Raw genomic sequence first — 25290 nt, 5'->3', positions numbered from 1 at the left:
GCCGACACCCCCGCCCGGCCGTCCACCGTCACCGGTCGCCCGTCCGCGTCCAGCACCGCCGCCGGCAGCGGGGTGCGGTGCACCACGGTCGGCCAGACGTCCCGCAGCCGCCCCGGCCAGGGCGCGTCGGCGGGCGCGTCCGGGTCGTACGGCTCGCCCCACGGCACTCGGACCGCCTGCTCGTCCGGCCCCCGTCCGCCTGCCGGCTCGATCCGGCGCAGCCCGGCATGCCCGAGCACCGCCTGGACCCTGGCCACCGCGCGTTCCACCCGGTCGTCCGCCACCGCCTGCCCCCAGAGGGCGAGTTGCCGGCCCTGGTCGGGGGTGAGGTCGTCGGGGACGAGGCGCAGCGCGGTGAAGCCTCCCGCGCCGGGGTCCTCGGAGTCGTGGCGGCTCTCCGGGCCCCGGGGGTTCCGGCGGCCCCGGGGACTGCCGGGGCCGCGGAGGCCGTCCGGGCCGTGGGGGCCGCGGGGGCCGTCGGCCGGCCCGGCGTCGAAGGTGCCCGTGCTCTGCCAGGCCTGGAGCTGCCAGCGGACCCGTTCGGCGAGCGCCGTCGCCGAGAGCCGGCCCTCGTGCCGCCAGAGCCGCGCCACGGTCCGACCGTCCGCGCACTCCACCTCGACGGCCACCCGCTGGCAGGTCAGCCCCGCCCCGGCGAGCCGTTGGTGCAGCCGCTCGGCCAGGGTCCGGGCCACGAACACCAGGGGCTCGGCGAGCGGCTCGGGCGGGTCGAAGCGCTGCTCGACCGAGAGGTCCGGCCCGCCCGTACGCGGCACCAGCGGGCGCGGCTGCAACCCGCGGGCCAGCCGGTGCGCCGTCGTACCGGCCGGGCCGAAGCGGTCCGCCACCGCCTCGGCCGGCAGCGCGGCGAACGCCCCGACCGTGGGCAGGCCCAGCCGGTCCAGCAGCTCCGCCAGTACCTCGTCACCGAGCACGGCCACGGGGTAGGGCGCGAGGAACTCCGCCGTCCGCCCGGCCGGGACCAGCACGCCGGCGCGGGCGGCGAGCACGGCGGCGAACAGGCCGTCGGCCACCCCGACCTGCCCGCACGGGGCAGGGGCAGCGGCGAGACCCTCCGCCGCAGGGGGCCCCGGTCGCCCGGCCGCCGGCCCCCCGGGCTGCGGGCCGGACGGGTCGGGCTGCGGGCGCGCGCCCTCCCGACGGGACTCCGCCGGGTGAGGAGCCTCCGGCCGGTGCGCAGCCGCCGGGCCGAGGCCGTCCTGGCGGGACTCCGGGCGGGACTCCGGACGGGCGGGTTCCGGCGGGTAGGCCGCCGGCCGGGCGAAACCGCCGCGCGCGCCGTCCCTGGCCGCGGGCGTGGCGGCGAACAGCTCGTCCACCCCGGCGGTCCGGCGGCGGGGTGCGGTCCGGTCCGCGTCCGCGTCCGCCGGGTGCAGTGGGACGACCTCGGCGACCTCGGCGACCGGAGCGGGGCCCCGGTCGTCGGGGCTCGTGCCGGGGCTCGTGCCGGGGCTCGCGCCGGGACGGGTGCCGGGGTCGAGTCCGGGGTCCGGCGCAGGGCGGACACCGGCCGCCGACTCGGCATCTACCGGGTGCACCGGCCGGCCGGCCGCCGCAGGGCCGGCGTCGGTGGCCGCCGCCGTCGGGACGGCCGCCGCCAGGGCAGCCGTCACCGCGCCCTGGACCTTCGCCGCGAGCGCCTCCTCCCCGCCGAAGTACCGGCCCGGCCCCTTCACCGGGATCGCGCACAGCCCCGGGCGCAGCACCTCCACCCGCGGGGTGAAGGCCTCCACCGCCGCGACCACCGGCTCGAACCGCCGGGTCTCCGCCTCCGGGTCGCGGTCGCGCAGCTCCAGCGCGGGGCAGAGGCGCTGGGCCAGCTTGAGCCGCTGCCCCTGCCGCACTCCGGCCGCCCGGGCCGCCGCCGAGCACGCCAGCACCCGGCCGCCCTCGACCACCGCCACCGGGATGCCGCCGTCGGCACTCCCCGCCGCGACCGGGCGCCCGTCCGCGCCGATGCTCCCGTCCGCACCGGCGGCCACCGCCGGGCCGGCGTCCCCGGGGCGCTCGACGGCCACCACCGGCCAGTCCGGGCACCAGACCACCAGCACCCGCGGGGTACCGGCCCCGCTCACCCCGCTCGCTCCGCCGTCGGCCATCTCACACCACCGCCATACGGTCGAGGCCCGCCCCGGCCCCCGACGTCACGTCCTCCCCCGCCTCGTCCACCACGACCCCGGCGGCCGTCTCCTCCACGACCCGCGCCGTGCCGTGCGCGTCCGGCAGCCAGAGCCGGGCGGTCCGCCCGCGCACGGCCGAGCCGCGCCCCTCCGCGACGACCTCCACCTGCCGCCCGGTGAGCTGCCCGTGCCCGTCGCCCAGTCCGAACCACTGCCCGGACCGCACGCCCAACCGCAGCCCGGCCCCCGGCCACGGCCCGGCCACCAGGAGCACGCAGGCGCTGCGGCGCAGCACGGCCGCCAGCCGGGCGGCCAGGTTCGGCGGAACGGGGCCGTCCGGGCGCAGCATGATCAGCTCGACCGCCCCGGCCAGCACCGACACCACCTCGGCCCAGTGCGGCCCGGGGTCGTCGGCCACCAGCAGTCTCCGCAGGTCCAGCCCGTATCCGGCGGCCGCGGCCAGCCCGAGGTCAGGCAGCCCGACCGCCGCCGCCCACCCGCCCTCGGTCTCCCGCACTCCGGCGGCCAGCGCGAGCAGCAGCCCGGCGTCCCCGCCCGCCACCGACACCGCCGTCCCGCGCCGCAGGCCGCCCTCCGGCAGTACGCCCCGCAGCGCCGGCACCACCGGGAGCAGTCCGCGCCCGGCGTCGGTGCCCGTCCCGCCGGCCTCGCGCAGCGCAGCCGCAGACGCCACCGGTCGGAGCGGCCTCCGCTCGACGGTGGATTCGAAAACAGATTCGAAAACGGGCACGCCCCCAGGATCGAACATTCGTTCGTAAAGATTCAAGTCCGATTACCCCACCCCAGCCGCTACGCTCCGTGACATCGACGGGCGCCCCGGCATCGAGCGGGCACCCGGCCAGGGGTCGGGGAGCCGGCGGCCGGGGCGCCCGCGGGATCCGGAACCCGCCCTCGACCGCCCCGCCGCGAACCGTCTCGGACCGTCTCGGACCGTCTCGGACCGCGCTCGACCACCCCTCACCGCCGAAGGCCCGACGCGGGTCCGGACGCCGAAGTACCCGACGGGGACATAGGGGTGATCGAACGTCGAGGGGACAGCAGACTTCCCCCATGACGCGCACGGATCACTTCAAGAAGGACCTCCGGACCTATCTGCAGGACGCCCGCGACGCCCTGCTGTGGAAGCTCGAAGGGCTGTCGGAGTACGACGTCCGCCGACCGCTGACCCCCACCGGGACCAACCTGCTGGGGCTGGTCAAACACACGACCGCCGCGGAGGCGATGTACTTCGGAGAGGTCTTCGGGCGGCCGTTCGAGGCGCCGCGCCCCTGGATCACGGGTGACGCCGAACCCAACTCGGACTTCTGGGCGACGCCGGAGGAGAGCCGGGAAGACATCGTCGAGCTGTACCGCGCGGCCTGCGCCCACGCCGACGAGACCATCGCGTCACTGGCGCTGGAGGCGGTCGGACGGGTGCCCTGGGGGAACCGGAGCGAGGTGACCCTCCACCACAGCCTGGTCCACATGATCGCCGAGACCCAGCGGCACGCCGGGCACGCCGACGTCGTCCGGGAGCTCGTGGACGGTGCCACCGGACAACGCCGGGAGGGCGGCAACATGGCGCCCGGCGACGAGGCGTGGTGGGCGGGGCACCGGGACCGGGTGGAGCGCGCCGCCCAGGAGGCCGGGAGGGCTCAGGCGGGCGGGAGCGGGGGCGGGGCGTAGCGGCGGGCGAGGGCGGTGACGGCCCGGGCGACGGCGCTGCGGAGGTCGGGCGGGCCGAGGACCTCGGCCTCGGGGCCCAGGCGGAGGAGGTCCCCGACGGCCACCGCCGTGCTCTCGACGGAGAGTCGCACCTCCGTCCAGCCCTCGGCGTCGGGCGGTCCGGCGGTGGCGAGCGCCCGGGCGCCGGCGGCACCGAACCGCATGGGGAGCAGGCGCCGGGCCTCCGGGGAGACGCGGAGGTGGGCGGTCTGCTGGTGGAGGGCCGCCGTCAGACGGCGGGAGTTCTCCTCCCAGTGCGCGGCCAGGTCGAAGCCGGCGGGGCGTTCGAAGGTCTCGGCGGTGACGTCGACGGCGAGGAGACGCGAGACCCGGTAGGTGCGGACGGACTCGGCGGGGGCGGCCGAGTCCGCGACGGCGGGGGCCGCCGGGGCAGGGGCCACCGCGACGGCGGGGGCCGTGCGGGCCACCAGGTACCAGATGCCGCCCTTGAGGACGAGGCCCAGCGGGTGCAGCACCCGGTGCACCTCGCCGCGCCAGCGGCGGTAGTGGACGCGCACCACCCGCCGGTCCCAGACCGCCCGCGCGACGGGGGCCAGGAGGGCGACCGGGTCGGCGTCGCGGAACCAGGCCGGTGTGTCGAGGTGGAAGCGGTCCTGGACGCGGCGGGTGCGTTCGGCGAGTTCGGCCGGGAGGGCGGCCTGGAGCTTCAGTTGCGCGGTGGCGAGCACCGCGCCGAGGCCGAGCTCCCGCGCCGGGCCGGGCGCCCCGGTGAGGAAGAGGGCGTCGGCCTCCGCGTCGGTGAGCCCGGTGAGCCGGGTGCGGTACCCGTCCATCAGCCGGTAGCCACCCTCGGGACCCCGGTCGGCGACGACGGGGACGCCCGACGCGGCCAACGCCTCGACGTCCCGGTAGACGGTACGGACCGACACCTCCAGCTCGGCGGCGAGTTCGCCGGCCGTCGTCCGGCCACGGTTCTGGAGCAGGAGCAGGAGGGCGAGGAGCCGGTCGGCGCGCATGCCCGCATTCTGCTGCCCGTACCTGACAGAAGGTGTCAGGTACGGGCACCAGAGTGGTCCTCGGGCGTACGGCACACCTGCCGTACGCAGGGCGGGTGCAGGCGCGCGCCCAGCCGCACCGGCGCACGGCCACACAGGCGCACCCGGCGCACGCCCGCACTCCCCGCCCGCACTCCCCGCCCGCACACGCGGACTATTCCGAGGACGGCAATGAGCGCACAGACCATCACCACCACCGGCCGGATCGGCTACGCCCAGTGGGAGGAGACGGCGATCGGTTCGACGGAGGTCACGCCCCGGCTGGCGCGCGCCTCCGTCGTCAACACCTTCACCGGCGGGATCGAGGCGGCGGACACCGCCTGCGAGTACGTCTTCGTCTACGCGACCGGGACGACCGGCACCTTCACCGGGCTGGAGTCGGTCACCGGACGACTGGACGGCCGCGCGGGCTCCTTCACCCTGGAGGAACGCGGATCGTTCGAGGAGGACGGCACGGTGCGCTGCACCTTCGAGGTGGTCCCGGGAACGGCCGTCGGCGAGCTGGCCGGCCTGCGCGGGAGCGGCTCCTTCGTCTACCGTCCGGGCGAGTCGCCGTTCCCGTACGTCTTCGCCTACGAACTCGACTGAGCCCCGCCGCCCGGGGACGGCCCCCCGCGCCCGCCCCTCGTCCTCGTCCGCCTCCCCGTCCGGTGGCTACGCCCGCCCGGTGAGGACGGAGACCCGGACCTGCTCCGGGTAGCCGCGGTCGCCGGGCTCGGGCAGCGCGGCGAGCAGCCGGGCGGCGAAGGCGGGGCGATCGGCCGGGGCGGGCAGTTCGGGGGCGGGGATGGCGGAGTAGACGGTGCCGAGGAGCTGGTCGGGGGTCAGGGCGTCCTCGTAGTCGAGGACGGTCTCGCCGACGTCCGCGAACCCGGCGGCGGCCAGCGCCCGGGCGTAGCGGTCGCGGTCGTCGGTCGCGGTCCCGCAGGAGGTGGCGGCCGGACGGCCGAAGTGGTCCTCCAGGACGGACCGCAGGGCACGCGACCAGTCGGTGTCCTGGGCCCAGACGGGAGTGCCGTTGGCGATCACCGCGACGCCTCCGCCCGGGCGGGTGAGCGGGCGGAGGGTGCGGAAGAGCTCGTCGGGGCGCATCCAGTGGATGGCGTTGCCGATCACGGTCACGCCGAGCGGACGGCGGCCGGGCAGCAGGGCGGAGAGGGCCGGGACGTCGGCGTCGGTGCCGAGCAGCCAGAGCGCGTTGTGCACGCCGTCGCGGTCGGCGGCGGCTCTGGCCTGGCGGAGCATGTCCGGCTCGGGGTCCATGCCGATGACGGTGCGGACGTAGGCGGCGAGCGGGAGGGCGAGTTGACCGGTGCCGCAGCCGAGGTCGAGGGCGAGGTCACCGATGGCGGGGTGGGCGTCCAGGGCGAAGGCGGTCCGCAGCGCGTCGAGGACGGGCGGCGGGTAGCCGCGGCGGTAGTCGGCGTAGTAGGCGGCCACGTCACCGGAGAAGTCGGGGGGCGCGGACGCGGCACGGGCGTCGGAGGCGGAAGCGGGGGCGGGGGCGGCCTCGGCGGCGGGCGTCGTCATGGTCCGCAGCCTCCCCCGCCCCCGGCCGTTTCAGGCGACCGATCGCTGTCGGCGGACACGGCGGGCACGTCCCGGGCGGACGCCTCCCCCACGGGGGTCTCCCCCACCGGCGCCGCCCCTCCCCCTGCCTCCGGCTCCGCCCCCGCCGCCGCCCGGGCCGCGCGCAGGCTGAGGTGGTGCCGTTCCGGGAGGCTGGCGGTGCGGCGGGCGGCGGCGCGGTAGTCGGCGACGGCGGCCTCCCGCTCCCCCGCCAGCTCGTGCAGGTGGGCCCGGACGGCGTACAGCCGGTGGTGGTCCGTCAGCGCGGGCGGCACCTCGGCGAGCAGGGCGAGGCCCGCCGCCGGGCCGTCCACCATGGCGGTGGCGACCGCCCGGTTCAGGGTGATCAGCGGATTGTCGAAGATCCGGGCCAGCACCCCGTACAGGGCGAGGATCTGCGGCCAGTCGGTCGCGGCCGCGGTCGGTGCCTCGTCGTGGACGGCCGCGATCGCCGCCTGCACCTGGTAGGGGCCGACCGGGCCGCGCGGCAGGGCGGCGGTGATCAGCGCGACGCCCTCCGCGATCGCGGCGGCGTCCCAGCGGCCGCGGTCCTGTTCGGCGAGCGGGACGAGCTCGCCGTCCGGGCGGGCGCGGGCCGGACCGCGGGCCTCCGTGAGCAGCATCAGCGCGAGCAGTCCGGCCACCTCGGCGTCGTCCGGTAGCAGCGCGTGGACGGCCCGGGTGAGGCGGATCGCCTCCCGGGACAGTTCGACGCGTCGCAGGGCGGGGCCGGTGCTGCTGGCGTAGCCCTCGTTGAAGACCAGGTAGAGGACGTGCAGCACCGCGTCGAGCCGGGCCGGCCACTCTGCGGCGTCCGGCTCCGGCATCCGGAACGGCACGCCGGAGGACTTGATCCGCTGCTTGGCGCGGCTGATCCGCTGTCCCATGGTCGCCTCGGGGACGAGGAAGGCACGGGCGATCTCGCCGGTCGTCAGGCCGCCGACCGAGCGGAGGGTGAGCGCGATCGCCGAGGCGGGCGAGAGGGCGGGGTGGCAGCAGAGGAAGAGCAGGGTGAGGGTGTCGTCCCGGGAGCCCCCGTCCTCGGCGTCGGCCGGGGGCGCGGCCTGCCGGTCGGCCGGGACCTGCCCGGCCACCAGGTCCTCGCGCCGGCGGCGGGCCTGTTCGCTGCGGACCTGCTCAGTCATCCGCCGGCCGGCCACCTGGACCAGCCAGCCGCGCGGGTTGCGCGGCACGCCCTCGTCCGGCCACTGGGTGGCGGCGTCCAGCAGGGCCTCCTGGACGGCGTCCTCGGCGGTGGCGAAGTCTCCGTAGCGGCGGGTGAGCACGCCGACGACCTGCGGCGCGAGGGAGCGCAGCAGGTCGTCGACGGCCGGTGGGGCGTCCGGTCCGGGCGCCGGCGGCTCGGGTCCGGTCACTGCTCGGTGGGCGGGGCCGACATGACCTGGCGCACCTCGATCGGCATGTTCAGCGGTTCCCCGCCCGGGCCGGGCGCGGCGGAGACGGCGGCGGCGATCTCGACCGCCCGGCGCTCGGTGTCACAGTCCACGATCCACCAGCCGGCCACCCACTCCTTGGTCTCCGGGAACGGCCCCTCGGTGACCACCGGGGCGCCGCCGCTGTGCGAGCGGACGATCCGGGCGGTCTCCGGCATGGCCAGACCCTGGGCGTCGACCAGTTCGCCGTCCTCGGCGAGCCTGGTGTTGGTGTCCCGCATGAAGCGGATGTGCGCCTGGATCTCCTCGGGCTTCCACTCGTCGATCTTCGGGAAGTCGGCGGCCTTCTCGCTGAACTGCATCAGCAGCATGTACTTCATGGTTCCGCTCCTCGTTCGTCGTGCCCGCCCCGGTCGGAGGGGCTCTCACGGGTAGGTAGAAGCACGCCGCGCGATTTCGACGTCCTCGGCGGGAATCTCGGGAAAAAGTTAGCCGGACCCCCCGACGGCCCGCGCGCAGCGACACCCCGCCCACCGCGGGGGGAGCCCGTTGACCGCTTCCCGACCGGCCCCCTAGGGTCGGCCGGGTGCAGCGATACGACTGGCTGAGGAAGATTCAGCAGATGGACCCGGAGACCGAGTTCACCGAGATCTACCGGATCAGCAGCTGGTACGAGTTCCCCTGGGACACCGTCCAGTCACTCAGCTTCGCGCTCTACCGCACCTACGCGGTCCCCGGCATCGGCCGGCTGCTCGCGGAGACCGGCGAGTTCACCGGCCGCACGCAGAAGCGGTACGACGACACCACGCTGATCCTGGAGGCGGTGCTCGAACACGGCTTCGACTCCACGCAGGGGCGCGAGGCGATCCGCCGCATGAACCAGATGCACCGCCGGTACGACATCTCCGACGCCGACTTCCTGTACGTGCTCGCCACCTTCGTCGTGATCCCCAAGCGCTGGCTGGACGACTACGGCTGGCGCCGCTACTCCCCGCACGAGCGGCGGGCCGCCACCAACTACTTCCGCGAGCTGGGCCGGCATATGGGCCTGCCCGGGATACCGGAGACGTTCGAGGAGTTCGAGCAGCTGCTCGACGACTACGAGCGCGCGCACTTCGCCTTCGACCCGGGCGGCCGGGCGGTCTCCGACTCCACCCTGGGGCTGATGGCCTCCTGGTACCCCGCGCCGCTGCGGCCGTCGATGCGGCTCTCGTCGATCTGCCTGCTCGACGACCCGCTGCGCGAGGCGTTCGGCTACCCGGCCCCGCCGGCCGCGCTCCGGCGCGCCGTCCGCACCGGCATGTGGCTGCGCGGGCGCGCCGTCCGGCTCCTCCCGCCCCGGCGCCGGCCCTACCTGGCCCGTGACAACCGCCAGGTGCGCGGGTATCCCGGCTACCCGTACGGCTACCGGATCGGCGACCTCGGCACGTTCGAGGAGGGGTCCGGCCCGGCCGGCGGCTGCCCGTTCCCGCACGCGAAGTCCCCCGAGACCCGGGCCGCACAGGCGCGGGCGCCGCAGGCGCCGCAGACCCCGCAGGCCGACGGCTGAGCCGGATCCGCGGCAGCGGTACGGTGGCCGACGGGGGCGCAGGGAGGACCCGGCGCGCGGAGCGACGGTCCCGGCGCCCCCGTGTCCCGGCGGCCCCGCAAGGCGGGACGACGGGGGCGGGACGGGCGACGGAGCATGGAACGACAGGATCACGAGGGTGGGGCGATGGCGGGACGACGACGGATCTGGGCCGAGGTCTCGGTGTGCTTCGCACCACTGCTGGCAGTGCTGCTGTACGTGTGGATGCTCCTGATGACCCTGGAGTTCGACGAGATGTGCGCCCACGGGTTCTTCGCCGAGAAGACCGGACGGTTCCTGAGGGAGGAGACCGGCGCGTTCCCCCCGCGCACGGTGTGCGAGCACGAACGCGGGACGGTGGCATCGGGGCCGCTCTGGCAGATCGTGGCGTTCTACGCGCTGCTGCTGCTGACGGTGGTCGCCGCGGTGGTCCTGTACCGGAACCGCTCGTCCAGGAAACTGCGTCGGGACGCCGAGCCCCGCTGGGCGGCGGACGCGGAGGCCCTCGACCGGCCGTGACGGCCGCCGGGTCCGGAGGTCCGGGGGCCTGTCAGGCTTCGGTGAGGTGCCTCAGCAGGGGCCCCGGATCCTCGCTCCCGCAGGCGGTGCGGACGGCCGCGTCATGGGCGGCGGCGAGGGCGTCGAGGCGGGTCAGGCGGGTGTGGCCGCGGCGGGAGAGGTGGGCGGTGATGCGGCGGCGGTCGTGCTCGTCCTGCCTGCGGTAGACCCAGCCGGCCTCGGCGAGGGCGTCGACGATGCGGCTGAGGCTGGCCTGCGGGATCAGCAGGGTCTGGGCGAGCTCGCCCATGGAGCGACCGGCGTCGTCGGTGAGGGCGCGCATGACCCGCCACTGGTCGAGCGTGCAGCCCTCGGCCTCCAGCTGGGCGGTGAGGCCCCGGGCCAGCCGGCGCTGGGCGACGGTGAGGAGCTCGATCAGGAGGGGCCGGTCGACGGCGGGCGCGGCGGCGGGGGCGGCGGACGCGGCTCCGGGAGTGGCGGCGGGGGCGGTCGCGCTGGGTGTCATGGCCGTGTCTCTTTCCCCGCCGTAGTGCCTGCTGCTTGCCGGATCGGCTGCCATGACGATACTCGCAAGCGATGAGCGCCGACGTGAAGCTCCTGGAACCGCTCGACGCGCTGCACCTCCCCCGCGAGGCGCCGGCGCTTCGGGTGGGCCTGGTCGTGCCGCAGTCCGGCCCGCTGGGGCTGACCGGACCGTCGGCGCTGGACGGGGCGCTGCTCGCCGCGCACGAGGTGAACGCCGGCGGCGGGGTGCGCGGCCTGCCGCTGGAGCTGGTGCTGGTGGACGGCGGGGGCGCACCGGCCGCGGTGGCCGGGGAGGTGGCCCGACTGCTGGACGCCGGGGCGGTCGACGCGGTGGCGGGCTGCCACTCCAGCGACGTGCACCGGGCCGTCGAGGCGGTGACGGCGGGACGCGCCGCGTACGTGTTCACCCCGCCGCACGAGGGCGGGCCGCGACTGCCCGGGGTGCTCTGCACCGGGGCGGACCCGGTCCGGCAGCTGGACGGCGTGGTCGAGCGGCTCACGGCCCGCCACCGGCTGCACCGCTGGGCGCTGGTCGGCAACGACTACATCTGGCCGCGCGCGGTCCACCGGGCCGCCGAGGCCGCGGTCGCCCGGGCCGGGGCGGACGTGGTGCTGGAACGGCACCTGCCGTTCGGCACGACGGAGCGCGCGCTGGAGCCGCTGCTGGACGCGCTCCGGGCGTCGCGCGCGGACGCCCTGCTGCTGAGTCTGATCGGCGCCGACCTGGTGCGGTTCAACCGGGCGCTGCGGCGCAGCGGTCTGGACCGGCGGCTGGTGCGGCTCTCCGGCGCGCTGGAGGAGAACAGCCTGCTCGCCTACGGCGGCGACGACACGGGCACGCTGTACGCGGCGATGCCGTCGTTCGTCTCGCTCGCCGAGGACCGGCGGTTGCGGCTGGCCGAGCGGCACCGCGCGGTGTTCGGGCCGTACGCGCCGGTGCTGGACGCGTACGCGGTGGGCCTGTACGACGGGCTGCACCTGGCGGCGGCGCTCGCGTCGCGCGGCGAGCTGGTGCCGTCGGGCGGGCTGGCGCGGGCGGCGGCGCGGTTGCTGCACGGGGAGGGCGCGGCGGTCCGGCGGGCCTGGGCCCGGGCGCCGCTGGGCCCGCCCCGGGAGGGCGTGCACCTGGCGCGGGCGGAGGGCGCGGGGTTCACCGTCCTCTGGTGAGGCGTCGGCGGGGAGCGGCTCGGCGGGGAGCGGCTCGGCGGGGAGCGGCTCGCGCCGGCATCGCGGCAGGCCACGGCACGAAAACCCTTCCATTTGGAAATAACTGCCTCTACTGTCTCCCCCACCACCCCGGGTCGTCACGGAGGAGAGCCCCCATGTCCGAAGCACCCGCGCCCCAGACCATCGAGAGCCACGGCTACCGACAGGAGCTGCGCCGCTCCCTGCGCTTCACGGACCTGCTGGTCTACGGACTGGTGTTCATGGTGCCGATCGCGCCGTTCGGCATCTTCGGCAGCGTCTTCCAGGGCTCCGGCGGCATGGTCGCCCTGGCGTACGTGCTCGGGATGGTGGCGATGATGTTCACCGCCCTGTCGTACGCGCAGATGTCGCGGGCCTTCCCGATGGCCGGTTCGGTGTACACCTATGCGGGGCGCGGCATCGCGCCGCCCGTCGGGTTCCTGTCCGGCTGGATGATCCTGCTGGACTACGTGCTGGTGCCCGGCCTGCTCTACCTGATCGCCGGGGTGGCGATGAACTCGCTGGTGCCCGCAGTACCGGTCTGGCTCTGGCTGGTCGGCTTCGTGCTGCTCAACACCGCCGTCAACTACCTGGGCGTCGAGATGACGTCGAAGGTCAACAAGGCGATGCTGGTCGGCGAGTTGATCGTACTGCTGGTGTTCATCGGGTTCGGCCTGGCGGCGCTGGCGGCCGGCAGGGGCCGGGGCTTCGACCTCACCCCGGTCTACAACTCGCAGACCTTCTCGTGGAGTCTGGCGTTCGGCGCGGTGTCGGTGGCGGTGCTGAGCTTCCTCGGCTTCGACGGGATCTCCACCCTCTCCGAGGAGAACCGCGACTCCACCAAGGCGATCGGCCGCTCGATGATCGCCGCCCTGCTGCTGGCCGGCTCGCTGTTCATCGCGCAGACCTGGATCGCCTCCCTCCTCGTCCCGGACCCGGACGCGCTGATCGCGCAGGGCGATCCGGACGGCACCGCGTTCTACGACGCGGCCCGGGTCGCCGCCGGCGGCTGGCTCGCCACGGTGACGGCCGCCGCCACCGCCGTGGCCTGGGGGTTCGCCAACTCGCTGGTCGCCCAGGCCGCGACCTCGCGGCTGCTGTACGCGATGGCGCGGGACCGGCAGCTGCCCGCCTTCCTCGCCAAGGTCCACCCGCGCCACCGCGTCCCGGTGAACGCCACCCTGCTGACCGCCGGAATCTCACTGGTCCTCGGGCTCTACACCGCCTCGCGCGAGGACGGCATCACGCTGCTCTCCACCCTGGTCAACTTCGGCGCGCTGACCACGTTCCTCGTCCTGCACGTGTCGGTGGTGGTGCACTACGTCGTGCGGCGGCGCAGCCGGGACTGGTGGCGCCACCTGGTCGCGCCGGTCCTCGGGTTCGCGATCCTCGCCTACGTGGTCGTCAACGCCGACATCGCCGCCCAGCGGCTCGGCTTCGTCTGGCTGGCGGTCGGCGGACTGGTGCTGACCGGACTGATCCTCACCGGACGCCGCCCGCGCCTGGCCGTGGCCGACGCGGCGGCCTCCCCCGACGGCGCCCCGGCCGACGGCGCCCCGGCCGACAGCTCCCCGCTCACCAAGGAGAACCCGTGAACCTGCCCGACCTCGTCCAGCTCTCCCCCGCCCCCGACGAGTACGCCTACACCTTCGGCGGACGCGCCCCGCTGGTGACCGTCCGGCCGGGCACGGTCGTCGAGTTGAGCACCGAGGACTGTTTCGGCGGACGGGTCCGCGGCATCGGCGACCTGCCGAGCGCGGTCTGCGAGTTCCCCTACCTCAACCCGGTGACCGGCCCGATCGCGGTGGCCGGCGCCGAGCCGGGCGACACCCTCGCCGTGCACTTCGTCGAGATCACCCCGGCCAGGGACTGGGGGATCTCCAGCACCTTCCCGCACTTCGGGGCCCTCACCGCCACCCACACCACCGCGATGCTGCACGCGCCGCTGGAGGAACGGGTCTGGGTGTACGAGCTCGACACGGCGGCCGGGATCTGCCGGTTCCGGGCCCGCAGCAGCGACTTCACCGCCGAACTGCCGCTCGACCCGATGCACGGCACGGTCGGCGTCGCCCCGGCCGGCGGCGAGACCCTGATGTCGATCACCCCGGGCGCGCACGGCGGCAACCTCGACACCCCGGAGATGCGGGCCGGCACCACCGCCTACTTCGGCGTCAACGTGCCCGGCGGGCTGCTGGCCGTCGGCGACGGCCACGCCCGCCAGGGCGAGGGCGAGGTGTGCGGGACGGCCGTGGAGACGGCGATGCGCACCACGGTGGTGGTCGACCTGATCAAGGGCGGCGGACCGGCCTGGCCCCGGCTGGAGAACGACCGGTACCTGATCTCCACCGGCTCGGCCCGCCCGCTGGAGGATGCCTTCCGGATCAGCCAGCACGACCTGGTCGGCTGGACCCGGGAGCTGCTCGGCCTGGACCTGCTGGACGCCTACCAGCTGGTCAGCCAGGCCGGGTTGGCGCCGGCGGCCAACGTCTGCGACACCAACTACACGATGGCCGCCAAGCTGCCCAAGTCCCTGCTCGGCCGCGCCCGGGCGTACGACGGCCTGCACGACCGGCTCCGGGAGACGGCCGCCGCCTACCTGCGGCACCGCTGACCGCGCGGACCCCCCGCCCGGCCGGCGACCGGTAAGACCGGTCCGACCGGCGGGGGGGGTTCCGCGCACTCAGGAGCTCTGTACCAGGGTGTTCTGATTGGCCGTCAGGAGCCAGCGGTCCCCCTCCTTGGCCATCACGTACAGCGGGCTGCCCTCCTCGCCGATCTGCTCCCCGGCCGCGTCCAGGTAGCGCTGGCGGACCTTGACGGCGGCGACGTCGGGGCGGATGAAGAGGACGTGCACCACCTCGTAGGCGGGGGTGGTGCCGGTGCCGGCGAAGGCGCCCGGCAGCACCTTGCGGGTGAACTCGGCGATCGTCTCCCGACCCACGAGGAGCTTTCCGTGGCCGGTGGTCCAGATCGCGTCGGCCCGGAAGAGGCTGATGAACTCCTCCGGGAGCTCGTTGCGTTGCGCGTGCTCGACGGCGGCGACGACCCGCCGGACGGCTTCCGTCTCGGCCTCGACGTCCACCCCGGCCCCGACCGCACCGCCGTTCTCGTTCGTGCTCGTGCTCGTGCTCTCGTTCTTGATCTCGTTCGCGTTCATGGTGACCATGATCGAACCTCAACCCCGCTTCAGGTCAAGGGTCGGAGCCGACGGAGCGGACGGCAGCACGGGCGGGACCGGAGGGAAGTCCGGGGAGGACGCGTCGGGGAGGGCTCGGCGGGTCCGGACCGGCGACAGGAAGACCGGCAGGAACGACAGCGAGAGCAGGGCGCCTCCCAGCCACAACGTGGCGTGCAGTCCGACCAGTTCACCGAACACGCCGGCCAGCGCCGACCCCACCGCCATCGCCCCCGTCAGCAGGAAGCGAAAGGTCGCGTTCATCCGGCCGAGCAGCGGGTCCGGGGTCATCCGCTGGCGCAGACTGACGCCCAGCACGTTGTCCATCCCGGTCTTGAAGAGCATCAACAGCCAGCCGAGGCCCGCCACGTACAGCCGCACACCCTCCCCCACCAGCGGGATCAGCAGCGCGGCGGGCGCGACCACGAGCCCGGCCAGCCCGAGCGTCCGGCCGTAGCCGACCCGGGCGGCGATCGGGCGGGCGCACCGGGAACCCAGCAGGATGCCGACCCCGCCGACCGCCCAGAACAGCCCCAGGGCACCGGCGGGCAGGTGCAGTTCCCGGACGAACACCACGGGCAGCAGGGTGTTGACGACCTGGTAGCCGAGATTGACGACGGCGGCGGAGAGCGCGAGCCCCCGCAGCTCGGCGTTGCCGAAGACGTGCCGGAGACCCTCGGCGATCTGCGCGCCCAGGCCCGGTGCGGTCCGCTCCCCCGACGCCGGTCCGGGCGCGGGCGCAGGCCCGGTGGCGGGCACCGGGCCGGGCGGGGAGCCGGCCGCAGGCGTGGCCGCAGGGGTGCGGCCGAGGGCGATCAGGCGCAGCGCGGAGCCGAGATGACTGACCGCCGTCGCGGCGATGGCGGCCGGTGCGGTGAGCAGTTGGACGAGCGCGCCGCCGGCGCTGCGCCCGGCGATGTTGCCGACCGCCATCAGGCCGACCACGGCTGCGTTCGCCTGCACCAGGTGGCCGCGTCCGACGAGCTGGGGCAGCACGCTCTGTGAGGCCACGTCGAAGAAGACCGTCGCGCAGCCGGCCAGCAGGGCGACGCCGTAAAGCTGCCAGAGGGTGAGGGAGCCGAACGCCCAGGCGAGCGGGATGGACGCGTAGAGCGCGGCCTTCACCAGGTCGGCGACGATCAGCACGCGCCGGTGGCGCATCCGGTCCACCCAGGCGCCGGCCGGCAGGCCGATGAGCAGGAAGGCGAGGGTGCTGAGGGTCGCGAGCGCGCCGACCTGGCCGGGGCTCGCGTCGAGGGCGGTGACGGCGATCAGCGGGAGGGCGACGTAGCCGATGTTGGTGCCGAGCTGGGCGAGGGCGGTGGCGGTGAAGAGGGTGCGGAAGTCGGGTATTCGCCAGGGTGATTCGGGGGTCATCGTCCGTTCGTCCGTTCGGTGGGCGGTGGGGGCGGTGGGCGGCGGGGCGGTACCCGCCGAGCCGGTCAGGCCGACGCGGCCAGCTCGCGCACCGTGCCGGCCAGGGCGGCCCAGGAGTCGCGGGCGTCCTCGCTGTCGGTGTGCGGCGAGCGGAACCAGTGCAGGTACGCGTCGACGTCCTCCAGCGCCCAGCGCAGCCGGTACAGGGCCAGCGCCGCCGGACGCGGGGTGTGGCCGGTGGCCTCGGCGTAACGGGCCAGGTCGTCGGCGTCCGCACCGACCAACCACAGGTCGCGCTCGGGAACGGCCAGCCCGACGGTGTCCCAGTCGACCAGCAGCACGCGGCCGGGCGGGCGCAGCAGGTTGCCAGGGTGCGGCTCGCCGTGGGTGACGACGAGCGCGCCGTCGAGCCCGCCGACCAGGCGGTCGAACCGGTCCAGCGCCCGCCGGAGGCCGGGCGTGTGGTCGGCGACCAGCTCACGGGCGCGCTCGCCGTACGGGCCGGCGGTCCACGGCCGGGTCCGGTCCGCGAGGGCCGCGTCGAGGCGGGTGCGGGCGGAGAGCCCGGGGTGGCGGTGCGGCACCGGGGCGGGCGGCTCGGCGCGGTGGAGGCGGGCGAGCGCGTCCACCAGGCGGGCCCGGTCGGCCGGGGCGAGCTCTTCGCCGAAGTGGCCGGTGGCGCCGTCGACGTGCGGGAAGACGCTGAGCGCGTACCGGTCTCCGAGCCGGAGCGCGCTCTCGCCGCCGGCCGTCGCCTCGGGGGCGACCACGACATCGAGCCGGCGGAGCGCCCGGGCGGTGGCCATGGCCTGGCGCAGTCCGCTGTACGCCGACTCCGGCTCGGGTCCGCAGTGGCTCTTGTGGGCGAGGTCGGCGAGGGTGACGAACCACCGCCGGCCGTCGGCGCCGACCGTCGTCCAGTGGTGGTCGCCGTGGCCGACCGGCGCGTGGGAGAGGTCGGCGGCGTCGATCCCGAACGCCCGGAGGCCGCTCCGGAGCCGGTGGTCGTCGATGTCGTCCGGTCGGGTCTTCACTGGCGCGAGGGTACGGAGCGGAGGCGGCGAGGGCTCGTGAGTTTCCGCGCGGGGGGCGGTTTCCGGCCAGGCCGGCCGGCGGAACCGGCCTGGCCGGGCCGCGTCCGGACCTCATCCCGGCCACATCCGAGCCGCGTCCCGGCCGCGATCGGGCCGTGTCAGGGCCGTGTCCGGGCCGCGTCCGGTCAGCTCTCGGCCGGGAGCACCGACGAGTGGTGGTTGACGATCAGCCATCTGCCGCCGCGCTTCTCGTACTCGTACGAGTAACGGGCGTCGACCTGCTCGGCCGCCCCGGTCCCCGGGTCGGTGAGGTGGAAGCGGTAGAGGCCGGCGTCGATCGCCGAGTCGGCGTCCAGGACGGTGACCACCGAGCGGAGCCGCTCGCCGTACGGCTTCTTCTGCAGGAAGTGCTCGAAGTAGTCGGCGATCTCCTCCCGGTTGGTGCGGATCCGCGGCGAGGCGGTCGGCAGCAGCACCGCGTCGGCCGCGTAGCGGGCGGCGACCTTCTCCGGGTCGCCGGACTGCAGGGTCGCGTTCCACTGGTCGAAGAGGGCCGCGACCTCGCGTTGGGCGGCCTTGTTGCGGCGGTCCTGCTCGTCGTCGCCCCGGGCGACGCCGACACCGGCGGTGAACGCGCCCAGCGCGGCGGCCACGAGGGCGACGGCGCCTGCGGCGACGGCGGTGCGGGTGCGGATCGTACGGTTCATCGGTGCTCCTGCTGGGGAGAGGCTGCGGTCCCTGGTGTGGGATCACTCTCGCGAGGGACGGGTGCGCGCCCGGACGGCGCAAGGCAAAGACGCGACCAAGGCTCGGCCAAGAAACCTTGGCCGAGCAGGACCGGGCACCCGGTGGGCGGGAACGGCCTCGAACCGGACGGAAAGCGGCAGGGTGGGATCCGTCACGGGCGGGTCCGCCGGGCGAGCCGGAGGCCGCGCCGGGGCCTGCGGTTGCCGCAACGGAAGCCCCTACCGTCCTGACCGGGGCCGGACCGACCGGCCCGGTGGGACACGTGAGGGAGAACGCATGGCCGCCTGGCCCATCGCCGACGTCGCCCGGATGTCCGGCGCGACCGGGGCGACCGCCCCGCCCACCCCAAGCCCCCGGCGCCGGGCACCCCGACGCTCGTACCGGAGGAGGACCCCTTGGCCGGCATCACCATCGGCGACATCGTGGCCGCCGTCCGGCGCCAGCTCGACGCGACCTGCGACCTCGACACCCACTCCGTCCTGTACTGGCTGCTCCAGGCCCTGAAGCCCGACCCGGCCGACCCGCGCGACCACCCGCTGAAGTGGGTCGTCGGGCCGCTCGGGCAGGCCCTGCGATCCCTGCCGCAGACCACCCAGGACGAGGTGCGCGCCGCAGTCGAGCAGGCGCTCGCCGACGGCCTGCAGCTCAACGTCACCACGAAGGGGAACTGACGATGCGCGACTCCACACGCCGTACGATCCGTACCACCGTCCAGACCTGCCTCGGCATCGCGGCTGCGCTGTCGCTCATCGTCCAGACATCCGGCATCCCCGAGGCAACGCCCGGTGTCGGCGTCGGCCTGGCCGTAGCCGCCGGCGTCACCAAGCAGGTGGTGGCGGCGGTCGTCGGCATCGCCTCGGGAATCCTGACAGCTCTGGCCACTGCGCTGGCGATCATCCGCCCGTGAAGCACCGCGCCCTCCCTCGGCTACGGCCGGGCGGGCGGGCGGGGGCGCTTCGTCCTGTGTGGTCACTGCTGGGCCAGGTCAGCGCACGGCCGGGATCGCTCCAGACCGCCAGTCCGAGAGCCGCTTGCGGATGCTCACCACCATCGGCAGGGCGTCCGTCTCGGCCGGGGTGAACCACGCCACCTCGTGGGACTCGTCCGAGACTGCCAGCTCGCCGCCGACCGGGCGGCCGAGGAGGCAGATGCTGAACTCCTGGCGGACCTCGCCGTCGTCGTAGGCGAAGACGTGCCCGGGGTTGGTGTAGGTGCCGACGATGCCGGTGATCTCGACATCGAGGCCGGTCTCCTCGCGGGTCTCGCGGATGCCGCACCCTGCGAGGGATTCGCCGAGGTCCATCTTGCCGCCCGGGAGGGCCCACATGCCGTTGTCGGTGCGGCGCTGGAGGAGGACGCGGCCGTCGTCATCGACCACTACGACGCTCGCGGCCGGCACCAGGCTGTTGGCCTTGGGGGCGTTCGGGTCGTCCTCGTAATCACGCCTGGGCATGAGCAGCCTCCGTCATCGTCGGGATCGTCCACACGTCGCGGCCCTTGGCCCACAACCCCTCCGTGTGCCCGGCGAAGCGGTCGAATACTCCGTCGTCCTGGGCGCGCCGGAGGTGCATCATCGGGGCGTCGTGGCCGGTCCTACCGGGAAGCAGCGGGGTGACGATCATGTCGGTGTCGAAGCGAAAGACGGACAGGCTGACGTGCCCGGTCTCGTACCGCGCCGCGATGCTGGTGTCCCTCAGCTTGGCCAGCTCGGAGAGGGTGACCTCGATCCGGGTGGAGAGAGTGAGGGGGACGTCCTCCTCCAGCTCGCGTTGCCGGGTGATCGGGTGGCCGGGTTCGCCGAGGATGAAGCGGACGCGGACGCCCTGCTCCGTCTTCTGGCGGAGCAGGGCCCCGAAGTTGGCGTGTTCCAGCCACAGGAAGTAGTTGGTGTACCCGGCGAACGTCAGCTCGCGGGTAGCACCCCTTATCAGCTGACGCCACAGCGTGGCCGGCGCCGCCGACGGTACGGGTACATCTGGACGAGCTCGCGGTCCGGGCCCGACTTCACGAGCTGCTGAACGGACGGCCAGAGCACGATCTCCTCCTCGCCGAGGACCCGGCTGGCCGCCGCGCGGTGCCGGGCATGGGGCTCGCGCGTCGGATTGGAGATCCAACGACCGACCGTCTTGGGGTCGACTCCGCACACCCGAGCGAGCTGAGACTCGGTCATTCCAGCACGGGTCAGTGCGTCGCGAAGGGGACTACTCATGGACTCGCCTCTCACGGTGGGGACGAATCAAGGTGTACCAGCGAAACGTCCCGAACGTCCCGCAACCGCGGTATGACGTCCCATCAGGTGAGCCGACCATTCCGGTGTGACGACGACGTACCCGCCGCCCCCCGCTCCGTTCACCGAGGCCCAACGCCAGCGTCGCGCGTGTATCTGCTGCGGTGGCGACCAGGGCGACCTGATACCGGACGGGCACCGCTACATACAGACCGGACCCGCCACGGCCCCGCTCGGCTGGGCGGTCGTCGCACACCCCACCTGTCGCTCCACCCCTCAGGAGGAGCCGTGACCGAGCGCACCATCTCGTCGCCCGAGCAGCCGGAGGCGGAGCGGGGGACGTGCGGCGTCTGCCGCCGCTGCCTGCAGTACGGCCACGGTCAGCAGGACGGCGCGCGCGACCTGGTCGACTACTGGATCGTCGACCACGCCGGGTGCACCGTGCAGATCACCGCCGAGGGACCCAGACAGTGAGCCTCACGGGCGGTACCCCACCCTCGACCGAGTCGCGGGAGGAGCTGGGGATCTGCCCGGTGTGCCGGGCTTGGGTCCGGGGTCCGTGGCTGGCGGACCTCACCGCCTTCACCACGCTCGTCCTGCACTGCCCGCCGCCGACCGCCGACCGCCCGGACACGTGACGGCCTCGCCACCCTCCTGATCATCTCCACCATCCACCGCTGACCCATCGAGGATCCGTGCCGTTCTTCCGACGTACCACCCCGCCCCCGGCCGCCCCCGAGCGCGCCACCGAGGCCGCCGCACAGGCCGAGATCGCCCGCTACTCGACCGAGGACGGCGACGAGGAGGGATCGCGACGCCGCCAGAACAAGGCGGTCCGGGCGGCACGGGGCAATCGGCTCCGCCCGCGCGACGAGTCGAACGCCGACTCCGACTGATCAGCCGCGCCCGGGCGGGGCGTCAGGATGGATGCCCCGCCCGGCCGACCGACCGACCGACCGGCAGCAGAGAGCGAGCCCCGTGAGCGGCACCATTCCCCCCGACCGGCAGGGCCGGTGGGGCGTACGACGCGGCGGCCGGGGCCCGGCCGCACCCTCCGCCACCCGAGCGGCAGGGTGGGATCCGTCACGGGCGGGCCCGCCGGGCGAGCCGGAGGCCGCGCCGGGGCTTGCGGTTGCCGCAACGGAAGCCCCTACCGTCCTGACCAGGGCCGGACCGACCGGCCCGGTGGGACACGTGAGGGAGAACGCATGGCCGCCTGGCCCACGAGCACCACGCTGACCGCCCACACCCGGCTGACTGTTCCGGTCGCCGCCGACGACGTGTCCGGGGTCAGCCCTTCAGTGCGGCCTCGATCTCCTCGCGAGCCGGTGCGGGCCTAGGTAGTAGGAGAGCGCGGCGTGCGAGGGGCCGTCGGAGACCTCCCGGCTCGTCAGCAGGTCGACCACCTCGGCCTCGGTCAGCCACTCCACCCGGGCTGCCTCGGAGATGTCGGTCGGCTCGCCGATCCGCGTGCAGCCGGTGACGTGGTAGGAGCGGAAGTGGGCATCCGAGATGCCTGCCATGGCGTCGTACTCGGTCATCAGCTCGATCCGGCCGGGACGCCACCCGGTCTCTTCCTCGACCTCGCGGGCGATGGCTGCGGCCGGCTCCTCACCGGGGTCGGCCCAGCCTGCCGGCACTTCCCAGCCCCAACGGCCGGTGATGAAGCGGTGCCGGTGGATCAACAGGAACCGGCCGTCCTCGTCGGTGACGACTGCGGTGGTGGAGGCCCGGGGCATCCGGACGACGTGGTGGTCGATCCGGCCGACGCCGGGCACCTCGACATCGGCGAGCCACAGCTCTACCCACGGCGAGCCGTAGACCTGCCGCTGCCCGTAGACCTGCCACTCCGAGTCCGACACCGGGCCCCCTCTTACGCGCGTGCGAGCTGGCGGTTCGACTCTCTCACGCGCGCAGTCAGCTCCTGCACGGGCCTCTCTGCAGCCCACGGGGTCAGGGCCTGCTGGAGCGCACGGGCCCGGAGAAGGAGGGGCTGGACGACGGTGGCCCCCGCGACATCGAGGGCTGCGTGCGCGGTCTCACACGCTGCTTGAAGATCGCCCTGAGCGAGCCGTACCCCGGCAAGGTCGAGCGTGAGGACGGCGCGCCCTTTGGTGTCGGCGGCGTCCCGCCGACCGAGTGCGGCTTCGAGCAGGCGGCTGGCCGCCTCATGCTCGCCGAGATGGGAGTGTGTCTCGCCGGCGAGGCCGTCGAGGCGCGGGGCGGTGAAGAAGTCGAGGCCACCGGGGGGCTCGCTGTCGGCGAGGTCTAGGTGGTGGGCAGCCTGGTCGAGCACGGCCAGCGCCTCGGAGCGGTCCCCGTGAGCGGCGAGGACCCTGGCCAGGTTGGCGGTGACCCACGCCCGACGTCGCGGGGCAGCAGTCTCGGCGTGGGCGGCGGCCTGCTGGAGGAGGGCGGCGGCGGTGCCGCGCCGTCCTGCGGTGTACTCGACGATGCTCTGCATGGTCAGGAGCCAGGCGGTCAGGTCGCCTGCCTCCCCCTCGCTGGCAGCGGCGGTGGCGAGGTGGAAGTGCGCGTCGCTGCGGCCACGGTCTCCGAGGTCGTGGTGGGCGAGGCCGAGGAGGCCGGAGACTGCCGCCAGTATCCGCACACCCCGGCGCCGCGCGGCGAGGGCCTGCGGACGGGCGAGCATGTCGTGCACGCCGACGAGTTGGCGTTGAAGTACGGGCACCGACTCGGCGGGCGGGGTGGCCGGGTAGCGGTAGGCGACATCGGCGACCGCGGCCTCCAGATGGCCGAGTGCGGCGTCGGAGGCAGTGGAGCGGGACAGCATGTCGAGGACTTCCCAGGTCTCGGGTACGGCGGAGGGACGGTAGGAGGTCGGCTCGGGAGCCGGCTCCCACGGGCGGTCGGCGAGGCCGAGCATGCGGCCGGGGATGCGCAGACCGTCGGCGATGCGCTCGATCACGTCCATACTGGACACGGCCCGACCGCCGGTCATGATCTCGGTGACACGGCTGGTCGTGAGCCCGGTGCGGCGGGCGATCTGCGCGGAGCCGATGCCTGCCCTCTTCGCGTGCTGGAAGAGGATGCTGATCTCGCGGTTGGCGCACGCGCTGGCGAACGCGGGGTCGCCGAGCAGGCGTCCGGGCAGTGGTTCCGGTGCGGGCACGGGGGCCTCCCGGGGTCGATGGTGGCAGCAGCGTAGCTCTGCTCGACGTCCTGACACGGCTCCATCGTGGGTACCCACCGTGGCCCTGGTGTCGGTCTGCGGGGATGTCGATGCTGGGCGCGTGACGACAGCGATGAGCAACCTCACCATCGACACCGACGCCACCCCTACCGGGTTCTTCGCCCCATCAGGCCCTGCCTGGGAGAAGGCGCTCCAGGGTGTCGAGGAGATGCTGGCCCGGAGCCGCCGGCTCTGGGAGACTCGACAGAAGCTGGAGCAGCGGCGTTTCCACGCAGTCGGCGGGGCCCGGTGAGCATCGCGGGCGGGACCGGAGTTCCCCTGCCAGAGACCACGGGGACGTGCATTCACTTCCGGGCCTGCACGCGCGGGCCCCTGCACCGCACGGTCGACGCGCGGCGTGAACTGATCTCCGGTCACCCCGGATGCCCCGGGCGGGCCCCGGCCCGGTGATCGACGACGGCCAGGGCGAGTACCGCGATACCTCGGACCGCTACCGGTGGGGGCTGCCGGACCCCGCGCGGGCGAGAGCGGCCTACGCCGTTTCGGGCGCCGGGCTGTTGGTCCTCGCCACGCTCCTGATCATCTCCACCATCCACCGCTGACCCATCGAGGATCCGTGCCGTTCTTCCGACGTACCACCCCGCCCCCGGCCGCCCCCGAGCGCGCCACCGAGGCCGCCGCACAGGCCGAGATCGCCCGCTACTCGACCGAGGACGGCGACGAGGAGGGATCGCGACGCCGCCAGAACAAGGCGGTCCGGGCGGCACGGGGCAATCGGCTCCGCCCGCGCGACGAGTCGAACGCCGACTCCGACTGATCAGCCGCGCCCGGGCGGGGCGTCAGGATGGATGCCCCGCCCGGCCGACCGACCGACCGGCAGCAGAGAGCGAGCCCCGTGAGCGGCACCATTCCCCCCGACCGGCAGGGCCGGTGGGGCGTACGACGCGGCGGCCGGGGCCCGGCCGCACCCTCCGCCACCCGAGCGGCAGGGTGGGATCCGTCACGGGCGGGCCCGCCGGGCGAGCCGGAGGCCGCGCCGGGGCTTGCGGTTGCCGCAACGGAAGCCCCTACCGTCCTGACCAGGGCCGGACCGACCGGCCCGGTGGGACACGTGAGGGAGAACGCATGGCCGCCTGGCCCATCGCCGACGTCGCCCGGATGTCCGGCGTGACCGCCCGGACGCTGCGGCACTACGACGAGATCGAGCTGCTGCCGCCCGCGCGGATCGGCCCCAACGGCCACCGCTACTACGAGGAGCGGGACCTGTTGCGGCTCCAGCAGATCCTCGTGCTGCGGGCGCTGGGGCTGGGGCTCTCCGAGATCGGCCGGATCCTGGCCACCCAGGTGGACGAGCTGGAGGCCCTGCGCGGCCACCACCGGCGACTGCTCGCCGAGCGGGACCGGCTCGACGCGCTGGCCGGGACCGTCTCCCGCACGATCACCGAACTGGAGCGATCCAGGAAGGACGGCACGCCGATGACCGAGATCAACCGGCCGGAGAACCTCTTCGAGGGAGTCCGGCCCACCGACTACGAGGAGGGTCTGCGCGAGTTCCCGGAGCTCGCCGAGGCCGCCGGGCGCGTCACCGCCGCGATGAGTCCGCAGGAGGTCGAGGCCGGCCAGCGGCTGCGCACCGCGCAGATGGTCCGGCTGGCCGAGCTGATGGTCGCCGGCCGGCCCGTCGACGACGGGCCGGTGCGGGCGGAGATCGAGGCGCAGCACCGGGCGCTGACCGGGATCCGGCCGGTGCCGGTGGAGGAGTTCCGCGCGATGGGCCGGGCCTGCGTGGAGAACGAGCCGTGGCGGGCGGCGTACGAGGCGATCGCGCCGGGCCTGGCCGCGTACCAGCGGGACGCGATCGAGGCGTACGCGGCGACGCTGCCGGCCTGACCGGCGGGGCGGGCGCGGGACGGGCGGACGGGGCCCCTCCGCGCC

The 25290-nt window shown here is 74.8% G+C and carries 31 protein-coding genes; 15 read left to right on the top strand and 16 right to left on the bottom strand.

Annotated elements, in window-relative coordinates:
- Positions 1 to 2120 (bottom strand): hypothetical protein (locus tag ACFWOG_RS25070; RefSeq protein ID WP_380361065.1); only part of this gene is annotated, 2120 nt, incomplete at its 3' end.
- Position 2121: 1 nt separating this feature from the next.
- Positions 2122 to 2835 (bottom strand): hypothetical protein, encoded by a 714-nt coding sequence (locus ACFWOG_RS25065; protein WP_329879338.1) that lies wholly within the window; start codon positions 2833 to 2835, stop codon positions 2122 to 2124.
- A 377-nt stretch (positions 2836 to 3212) separates the two neighbouring features.
- Between ACFWOG_RS25065 and ACFWOG_RS25060 the strand changes: the two genes are divergently transcribed.
- Positions 3213 to 3827 carry a DinB family protein gene (locus ACFWOG_RS25060; RefSeq protein WP_380361064.1) on the top strand — a complete coding sequence of 205 codons (615 nt, stop codon included), beginning with the start codon at positions 3213 to 3215 and terminating at the stop codon, positions 3825 to 3827.
- Here ACFWOG_RS25060 and ACFWOG_RS25055 read toward each other — a convergent pair.
- Positions 3797 to 4843: a WYL domain-containing protein gene (locus tag ACFWOG_RS25055; RefSeq protein ID WP_329948303.1), complete on the bottom strand. Its 1047-nt coding sequence runs from the start codon at positions 4841 to 4843 to the stop codon at positions 3797 to 3799. The genes ACFWOG_RS25060 and ACFWOG_RS25055 overlap by 31 nt on opposite strands.
- Positions 4844 to 5053: 210 nt before the next feature.
- Here ACFWOG_RS25055 and ACFWOG_RS25050 point away from each other — a divergent pair, with 210 nt between their 5' ends.
- Positions 5054 to 5470: a DUF3224 domain-containing protein gene (locus ACFWOG_RS25050; protein WP_329948304.1), complete on the top strand. Its 417-nt coding sequence runs from the start codon at positions 5054 to 5056 to the stop codon at positions 5468 to 5470.
- A gap of 66 nt (positions 5471 to 5536) precedes the next feature.
- Here the strand turns inward: ACFWOG_RS25050 and ACFWOG_RS25045 are convergent, their stop codons facing one another.
- From ACFWOG_RS25045 to ACFWOG_RS25035, 3 genes are read right to left on the bottom strand one after another with little or no spacing between them, the layout of a single operon-like run.
- Positions 5537 to 6412, bottom strand: coding sequence for a class I SAM-dependent methyltransferase (locus ACFWOG_RS25045; RefSeq protein WP_380361063.1), 876 nt, complete (start codon positions 6410 to 6412; stop codon positions 5537 to 5539).
- Positions 6409 to 7827 carry an RNA polymerase sigma factor gene (locus ACFWOG_RS25040; protein WP_380361062.1) on the bottom strand — a complete coding sequence of 473 codons (1419 nt, stop codon included), beginning with the start codon at positions 7825 to 7827 and terminating at the stop codon, positions 6409 to 6411. The genes ACFWOG_RS25045 and ACFWOG_RS25040 overlap by 4 nt, the downstream gene beginning before the upstream one ends.
- Complete coding sequence (locus ACFWOG_RS25035; protein ID WP_329879343.1) at positions 7824 to 8225, bottom strand: YciI family protein; 402 nt, start codon at positions 8223 to 8225, stop codon at positions 7824 to 7826. The genes ACFWOG_RS25040 and ACFWOG_RS25035 overlap by 4 nt, the downstream gene beginning before the upstream one ends.
- Before the next feature lie 206 nt (positions 8226 to 8431).
- Between ACFWOG_RS25035 and ACFWOG_RS25030 the strand changes: the two genes are divergently transcribed.
- Together ACFWOG_RS25030 and ACFWOG_RS25025 are read left to right on the top strand one after the other, a co-directional pair.
- On the top strand, positions 8432 to 9394 hold the full coding sequence (locus tag ACFWOG_RS25030) for an oxygenase MpaB family protein (RefSeq protein WP_380361061.1): 963 nt from the start codon (positions 8432 to 8434) through the stop codon (positions 9392 to 9394).
- Between the two features lie 165 nt (positions 9395 to 9559).
- Entirely contained in the window at positions 9560 to 9931 is a 372-nt protein-coding gene (locus ACFWOG_RS25025; RefSeq protein ID WP_380361060.1) for a hypothetical protein, read from the top strand.
- Between the two features lie 31 nt (positions 9932 to 9962).
- Here the strand turns inward: ACFWOG_RS25025 and ACFWOG_RS25020 are convergent, their stop codons facing one another.
- Positions 9963 to 10436, bottom strand: coding sequence for a MarR family winged helix-turn-helix transcriptional regulator (locus ACFWOG_RS25020; RefSeq protein WP_380361059.1), 474 nt, complete (start codon positions 10434 to 10436; stop codon positions 9963 to 9965).
- Between the two features lie 71 nt (positions 10437 to 10507).
- Here ACFWOG_RS25020 and ACFWOG_RS25015 point away from each other — a divergent pair, with 71 nt between their 5' ends.
- From ACFWOG_RS25015 to ACFWOG_RS25005, 3 genes are all read left to right on the top strand, one after another.
- Complete coding sequence (locus ACFWOG_RS25015) at positions 10508 to 11623, top strand: ABC transporter substrate-binding protein (RefSeq protein ID WP_380361058.1); 1116 nt, start codon at positions 10508 to 10510, stop codon at positions 11621 to 11623.
- A 155-nt stretch (positions 11624 to 11778) separates the two neighbouring features.
- Positions 11779 to 13236 carry an APC family permease gene (locus ACFWOG_RS25010; protein WP_380361057.1) on the top strand — a complete coding sequence of 486 codons (1458 nt, stop codon included), beginning with the start codon at positions 11779 to 11781 and terminating at the stop codon, positions 13234 to 13236.
- A complete protein-coding gene (locus tag ACFWOG_RS25005; protein ID WP_380361056.1) occupies positions 13233 to 14252 on the top strand; it encodes an acetamidase/formamidase family protein in 1020 nt (339 codons plus the stop codon). Before ACFWOG_RS25010 ends, ACFWOG_RS25005 begins: the two co-directional genes overlap by 4 nt.
- A gap of 69 nt (positions 14253 to 14321) precedes the next feature.
- Here ACFWOG_RS25005 and ACFWOG_RS25000 read toward each other — a convergent pair whose 3' ends face one another.
- The 4 genes from ACFWOG_RS25000 to ACFWOG_RS24985 form a co-directional block, all read right to left on the bottom strand.
- Positions 14322 to 14798: an SgcJ/EcaC family oxidoreductase gene (locus tag ACFWOG_RS25000; protein ID WP_380361055.1), complete on the bottom strand. Its 477-nt coding sequence runs from the start codon at positions 14796 to 14798 to the stop codon at positions 14322 to 14324.
- A gap of 18 nt (positions 14799 to 14816) precedes the next feature.
- Positions 14817 to 16193, bottom strand: a complete 1377-nt coding sequence (locus ACFWOG_RS24995) for an MFS transporter (RefSeq protein WP_380361054.1) — start codon at positions 16191 to 16193, stop codon at positions 14817 to 14819.
- A 65-nt stretch (positions 16194 to 16258) separates the two neighbouring features.
- Positions 16259 to 17227, bottom strand: coding sequence for an aminoglycoside phosphotransferase family protein (locus ACFWOG_RS24990; RefSeq protein WP_380361053.1), 969 nt, complete (start codon positions 17225 to 17227; stop codon positions 16259 to 16261).
- A gap of 185 nt (positions 17228 to 17412) precedes the next feature.
- The gene (locus tag ACFWOG_RS24985) at positions 17413 to 17934 is read right to left on the bottom strand and encodes an SgcJ/EcaC family oxidoreductase (RefSeq protein ID WP_329948316.1); all 522 of its coding nucleotides are present in this window, start codon (positions 17932 to 17934) and stop codon (positions 17413 to 17415) included.
- A 435-nt stretch (positions 17935 to 18369) separates the two neighbouring features.
- Between ACFWOG_RS24985 and ACFWOG_RS24980 the strand changes: the two genes are divergently transcribed.
- Together ACFWOG_RS24980 and ACFWOG_RS24975 are read left to right on the top strand one after the other, a co-directional pair.
- Positions 18370 to 18645: a hypothetical protein gene (locus ACFWOG_RS24980; RefSeq protein WP_380361052.1), complete on the top strand. Its 276-nt coding sequence runs from the start codon at positions 18370 to 18372 to the stop codon at positions 18643 to 18645.
- A 2-nt stretch (positions 18646 to 18647) separates the two neighbouring features.
- On the top strand, positions 18648 to 18881 hold the full coding sequence (locus tag ACFWOG_RS24975) for a hypothetical protein (protein ID WP_380361051.1): 234 nt from the start codon (positions 18648 to 18650) through the stop codon (positions 18879 to 18881).
- Between the two features lie 78 nt (positions 18882 to 18959).
- Here ACFWOG_RS24975 and ACFWOG_RS24970 read toward each other — a convergent pair whose 3' ends face one another.
- The 3 genes from ACFWOG_RS24970 to ACFWOG_RS24960 all read right to left on the bottom strand — a co-directional run bounded on the left by ACFWOG_RS24970 (position 18960) and on the right by ACFWOG_RS24960 (position 20144).
- On the bottom strand, positions 18960 to 19427 hold the full coding sequence (locus tag ACFWOG_RS24970; RefSeq protein ID WP_380361050.1) for an NUDIX hydrolase: 468 nt from the start codon (positions 19425 to 19427) through the stop codon (positions 18960 to 18962).
- Entirely contained in the window at positions 19414 to 19596 is a 183-nt protein-coding gene (locus tag ACFWOG_RS24965) for a hypothetical protein (RefSeq protein ID WP_380361049.1), read from the bottom strand. The genes ACFWOG_RS24970 and ACFWOG_RS24965 overlap by 14 nt, the downstream gene beginning before the upstream one ends.
- 305 nt (positions 19597 to 19901) lie before the next feature.
- The gene (locus ACFWOG_RS24960; RefSeq protein ID WP_380361048.1) at positions 19902 to 20144 is read right to left on the bottom strand and encodes a hypothetical protein; all 243 of its coding nucleotides are present in this window, start codon (positions 20142 to 20144) and stop codon (positions 19902 to 19904) included.
- Between the two features lie 345 nt (positions 20145 to 20489).
- On the opposite strand from ACFWOG_RS24960, the gene ACFWOG_RS24955 reads away from it, so the two are divergent.
- Together ACFWOG_RS24955 and ACFWOG_RS24950 are read left to right on the top strand one after the other, a co-directional pair.
- Positions 20490 to 20675 carry a hypothetical protein gene (locus ACFWOG_RS24955; protein WP_329879360.1) on the top strand — a complete coding sequence of 62 codons (186 nt, stop codon included), beginning with the start codon at positions 20490 to 20492 and terminating at the stop codon, positions 20673 to 20675.
- 221 nt (positions 20676 to 20896) lie between these two features.
- The gene (locus ACFWOG_RS24950; protein ID WP_380361045.1) at positions 20897 to 21097 is read left to right on the top strand and encodes a hypothetical protein; all 201 of its coding nucleotides are present in this window, start codon (positions 20897 to 20899) and stop codon (positions 21095 to 21097) included.
- 402 nt (positions 21098 to 21499) lie between these two features.
- On the opposite strand, the gene ACFWOG_RS24945 is transcribed toward ACFWOG_RS24950, so the two are convergent.
- Both ACFWOG_RS24945 and ACFWOG_RS24940 read right to left on the bottom strand, forming a co-directional pair.
- Positions 21500 to 22063 carry an NUDIX hydrolase gene (locus tag ACFWOG_RS24945; RefSeq protein WP_329948981.1) on the bottom strand — a complete coding sequence of 188 codons (564 nt, stop codon included), beginning with the start codon at positions 22061 to 22063 and terminating at the stop codon, positions 21500 to 21502.
- Positions 22064 to 22074: 11 nt separating this feature from the next.
- Positions 22075 to 23334, bottom strand: coding sequence for a helix-turn-helix transcriptional regulator (locus ACFWOG_RS24940; protein ID WP_329948982.1), 1260 nt, complete (start codon positions 23332 to 23334; stop codon positions 22075 to 22077).
- A gap of 121 nt (positions 23335 to 23455) precedes the next feature.
- Between ACFWOG_RS24940 and ACFWOG_RS24935 the strand changes: the two genes are divergently transcribed.
- The 4 genes from ACFWOG_RS24935 to ACFWOG_RS24920 all read left to right on the top strand — a co-directional run bounded on the left by ACFWOG_RS24935 (position 23456) and on the right by ACFWOG_RS24920 (position 25245).
- Positions 23456 to 23647: a hypothetical protein gene (locus ACFWOG_RS24935; RefSeq protein ID WP_380361047.1), complete on the top strand. Its 192-nt coding sequence runs from the start codon at positions 23456 to 23458 to the stop codon at positions 23645 to 23647.
- 130 nt (positions 23648 to 23777) lie between these two features.
- Positions 23778 to 23957 (top strand): hypothetical protein, encoded by a 180-nt coding sequence (locus ACFWOG_RS24930; RefSeq protein WP_380361046.1) that lies wholly within the window; start codon positions 23778 to 23780, stop codon positions 23955 to 23957.
- A 14-nt stretch (positions 23958 to 23971) separates the two neighbouring features.
- Positions 23972 to 24172, top strand: a complete 201-nt coding sequence (locus ACFWOG_RS24925; protein WP_380361045.1) for a hypothetical protein — start codon at positions 23972 to 23974, stop codon at positions 24170 to 24172.
- A gap of 308 nt (positions 24173 to 24480) precedes the next feature.
- Positions 24481 to 25245, top strand: a complete 765-nt coding sequence (locus ACFWOG_RS24920) for a MerR family transcriptional regulator (RefSeq protein ID WP_329948081.1) — start codon at positions 24481 to 24483, stop codon at positions 25243 to 25245.
- Positions 25246 to 25290: the final 45 nt, after the last annotated feature.

The sequence above is a fragment of the Kitasatospora sp. NPDC058406 genome, assembly GCF_042722765.1.
Classification (GTDB): Bacteria; Actinomycetota; Actinomycetes; order Streptomycetales; family Streptomycetaceae; genus Kitasatospora.
This window is presented reverse-complemented; position numbering and strand designations above follow the sequence as displayed.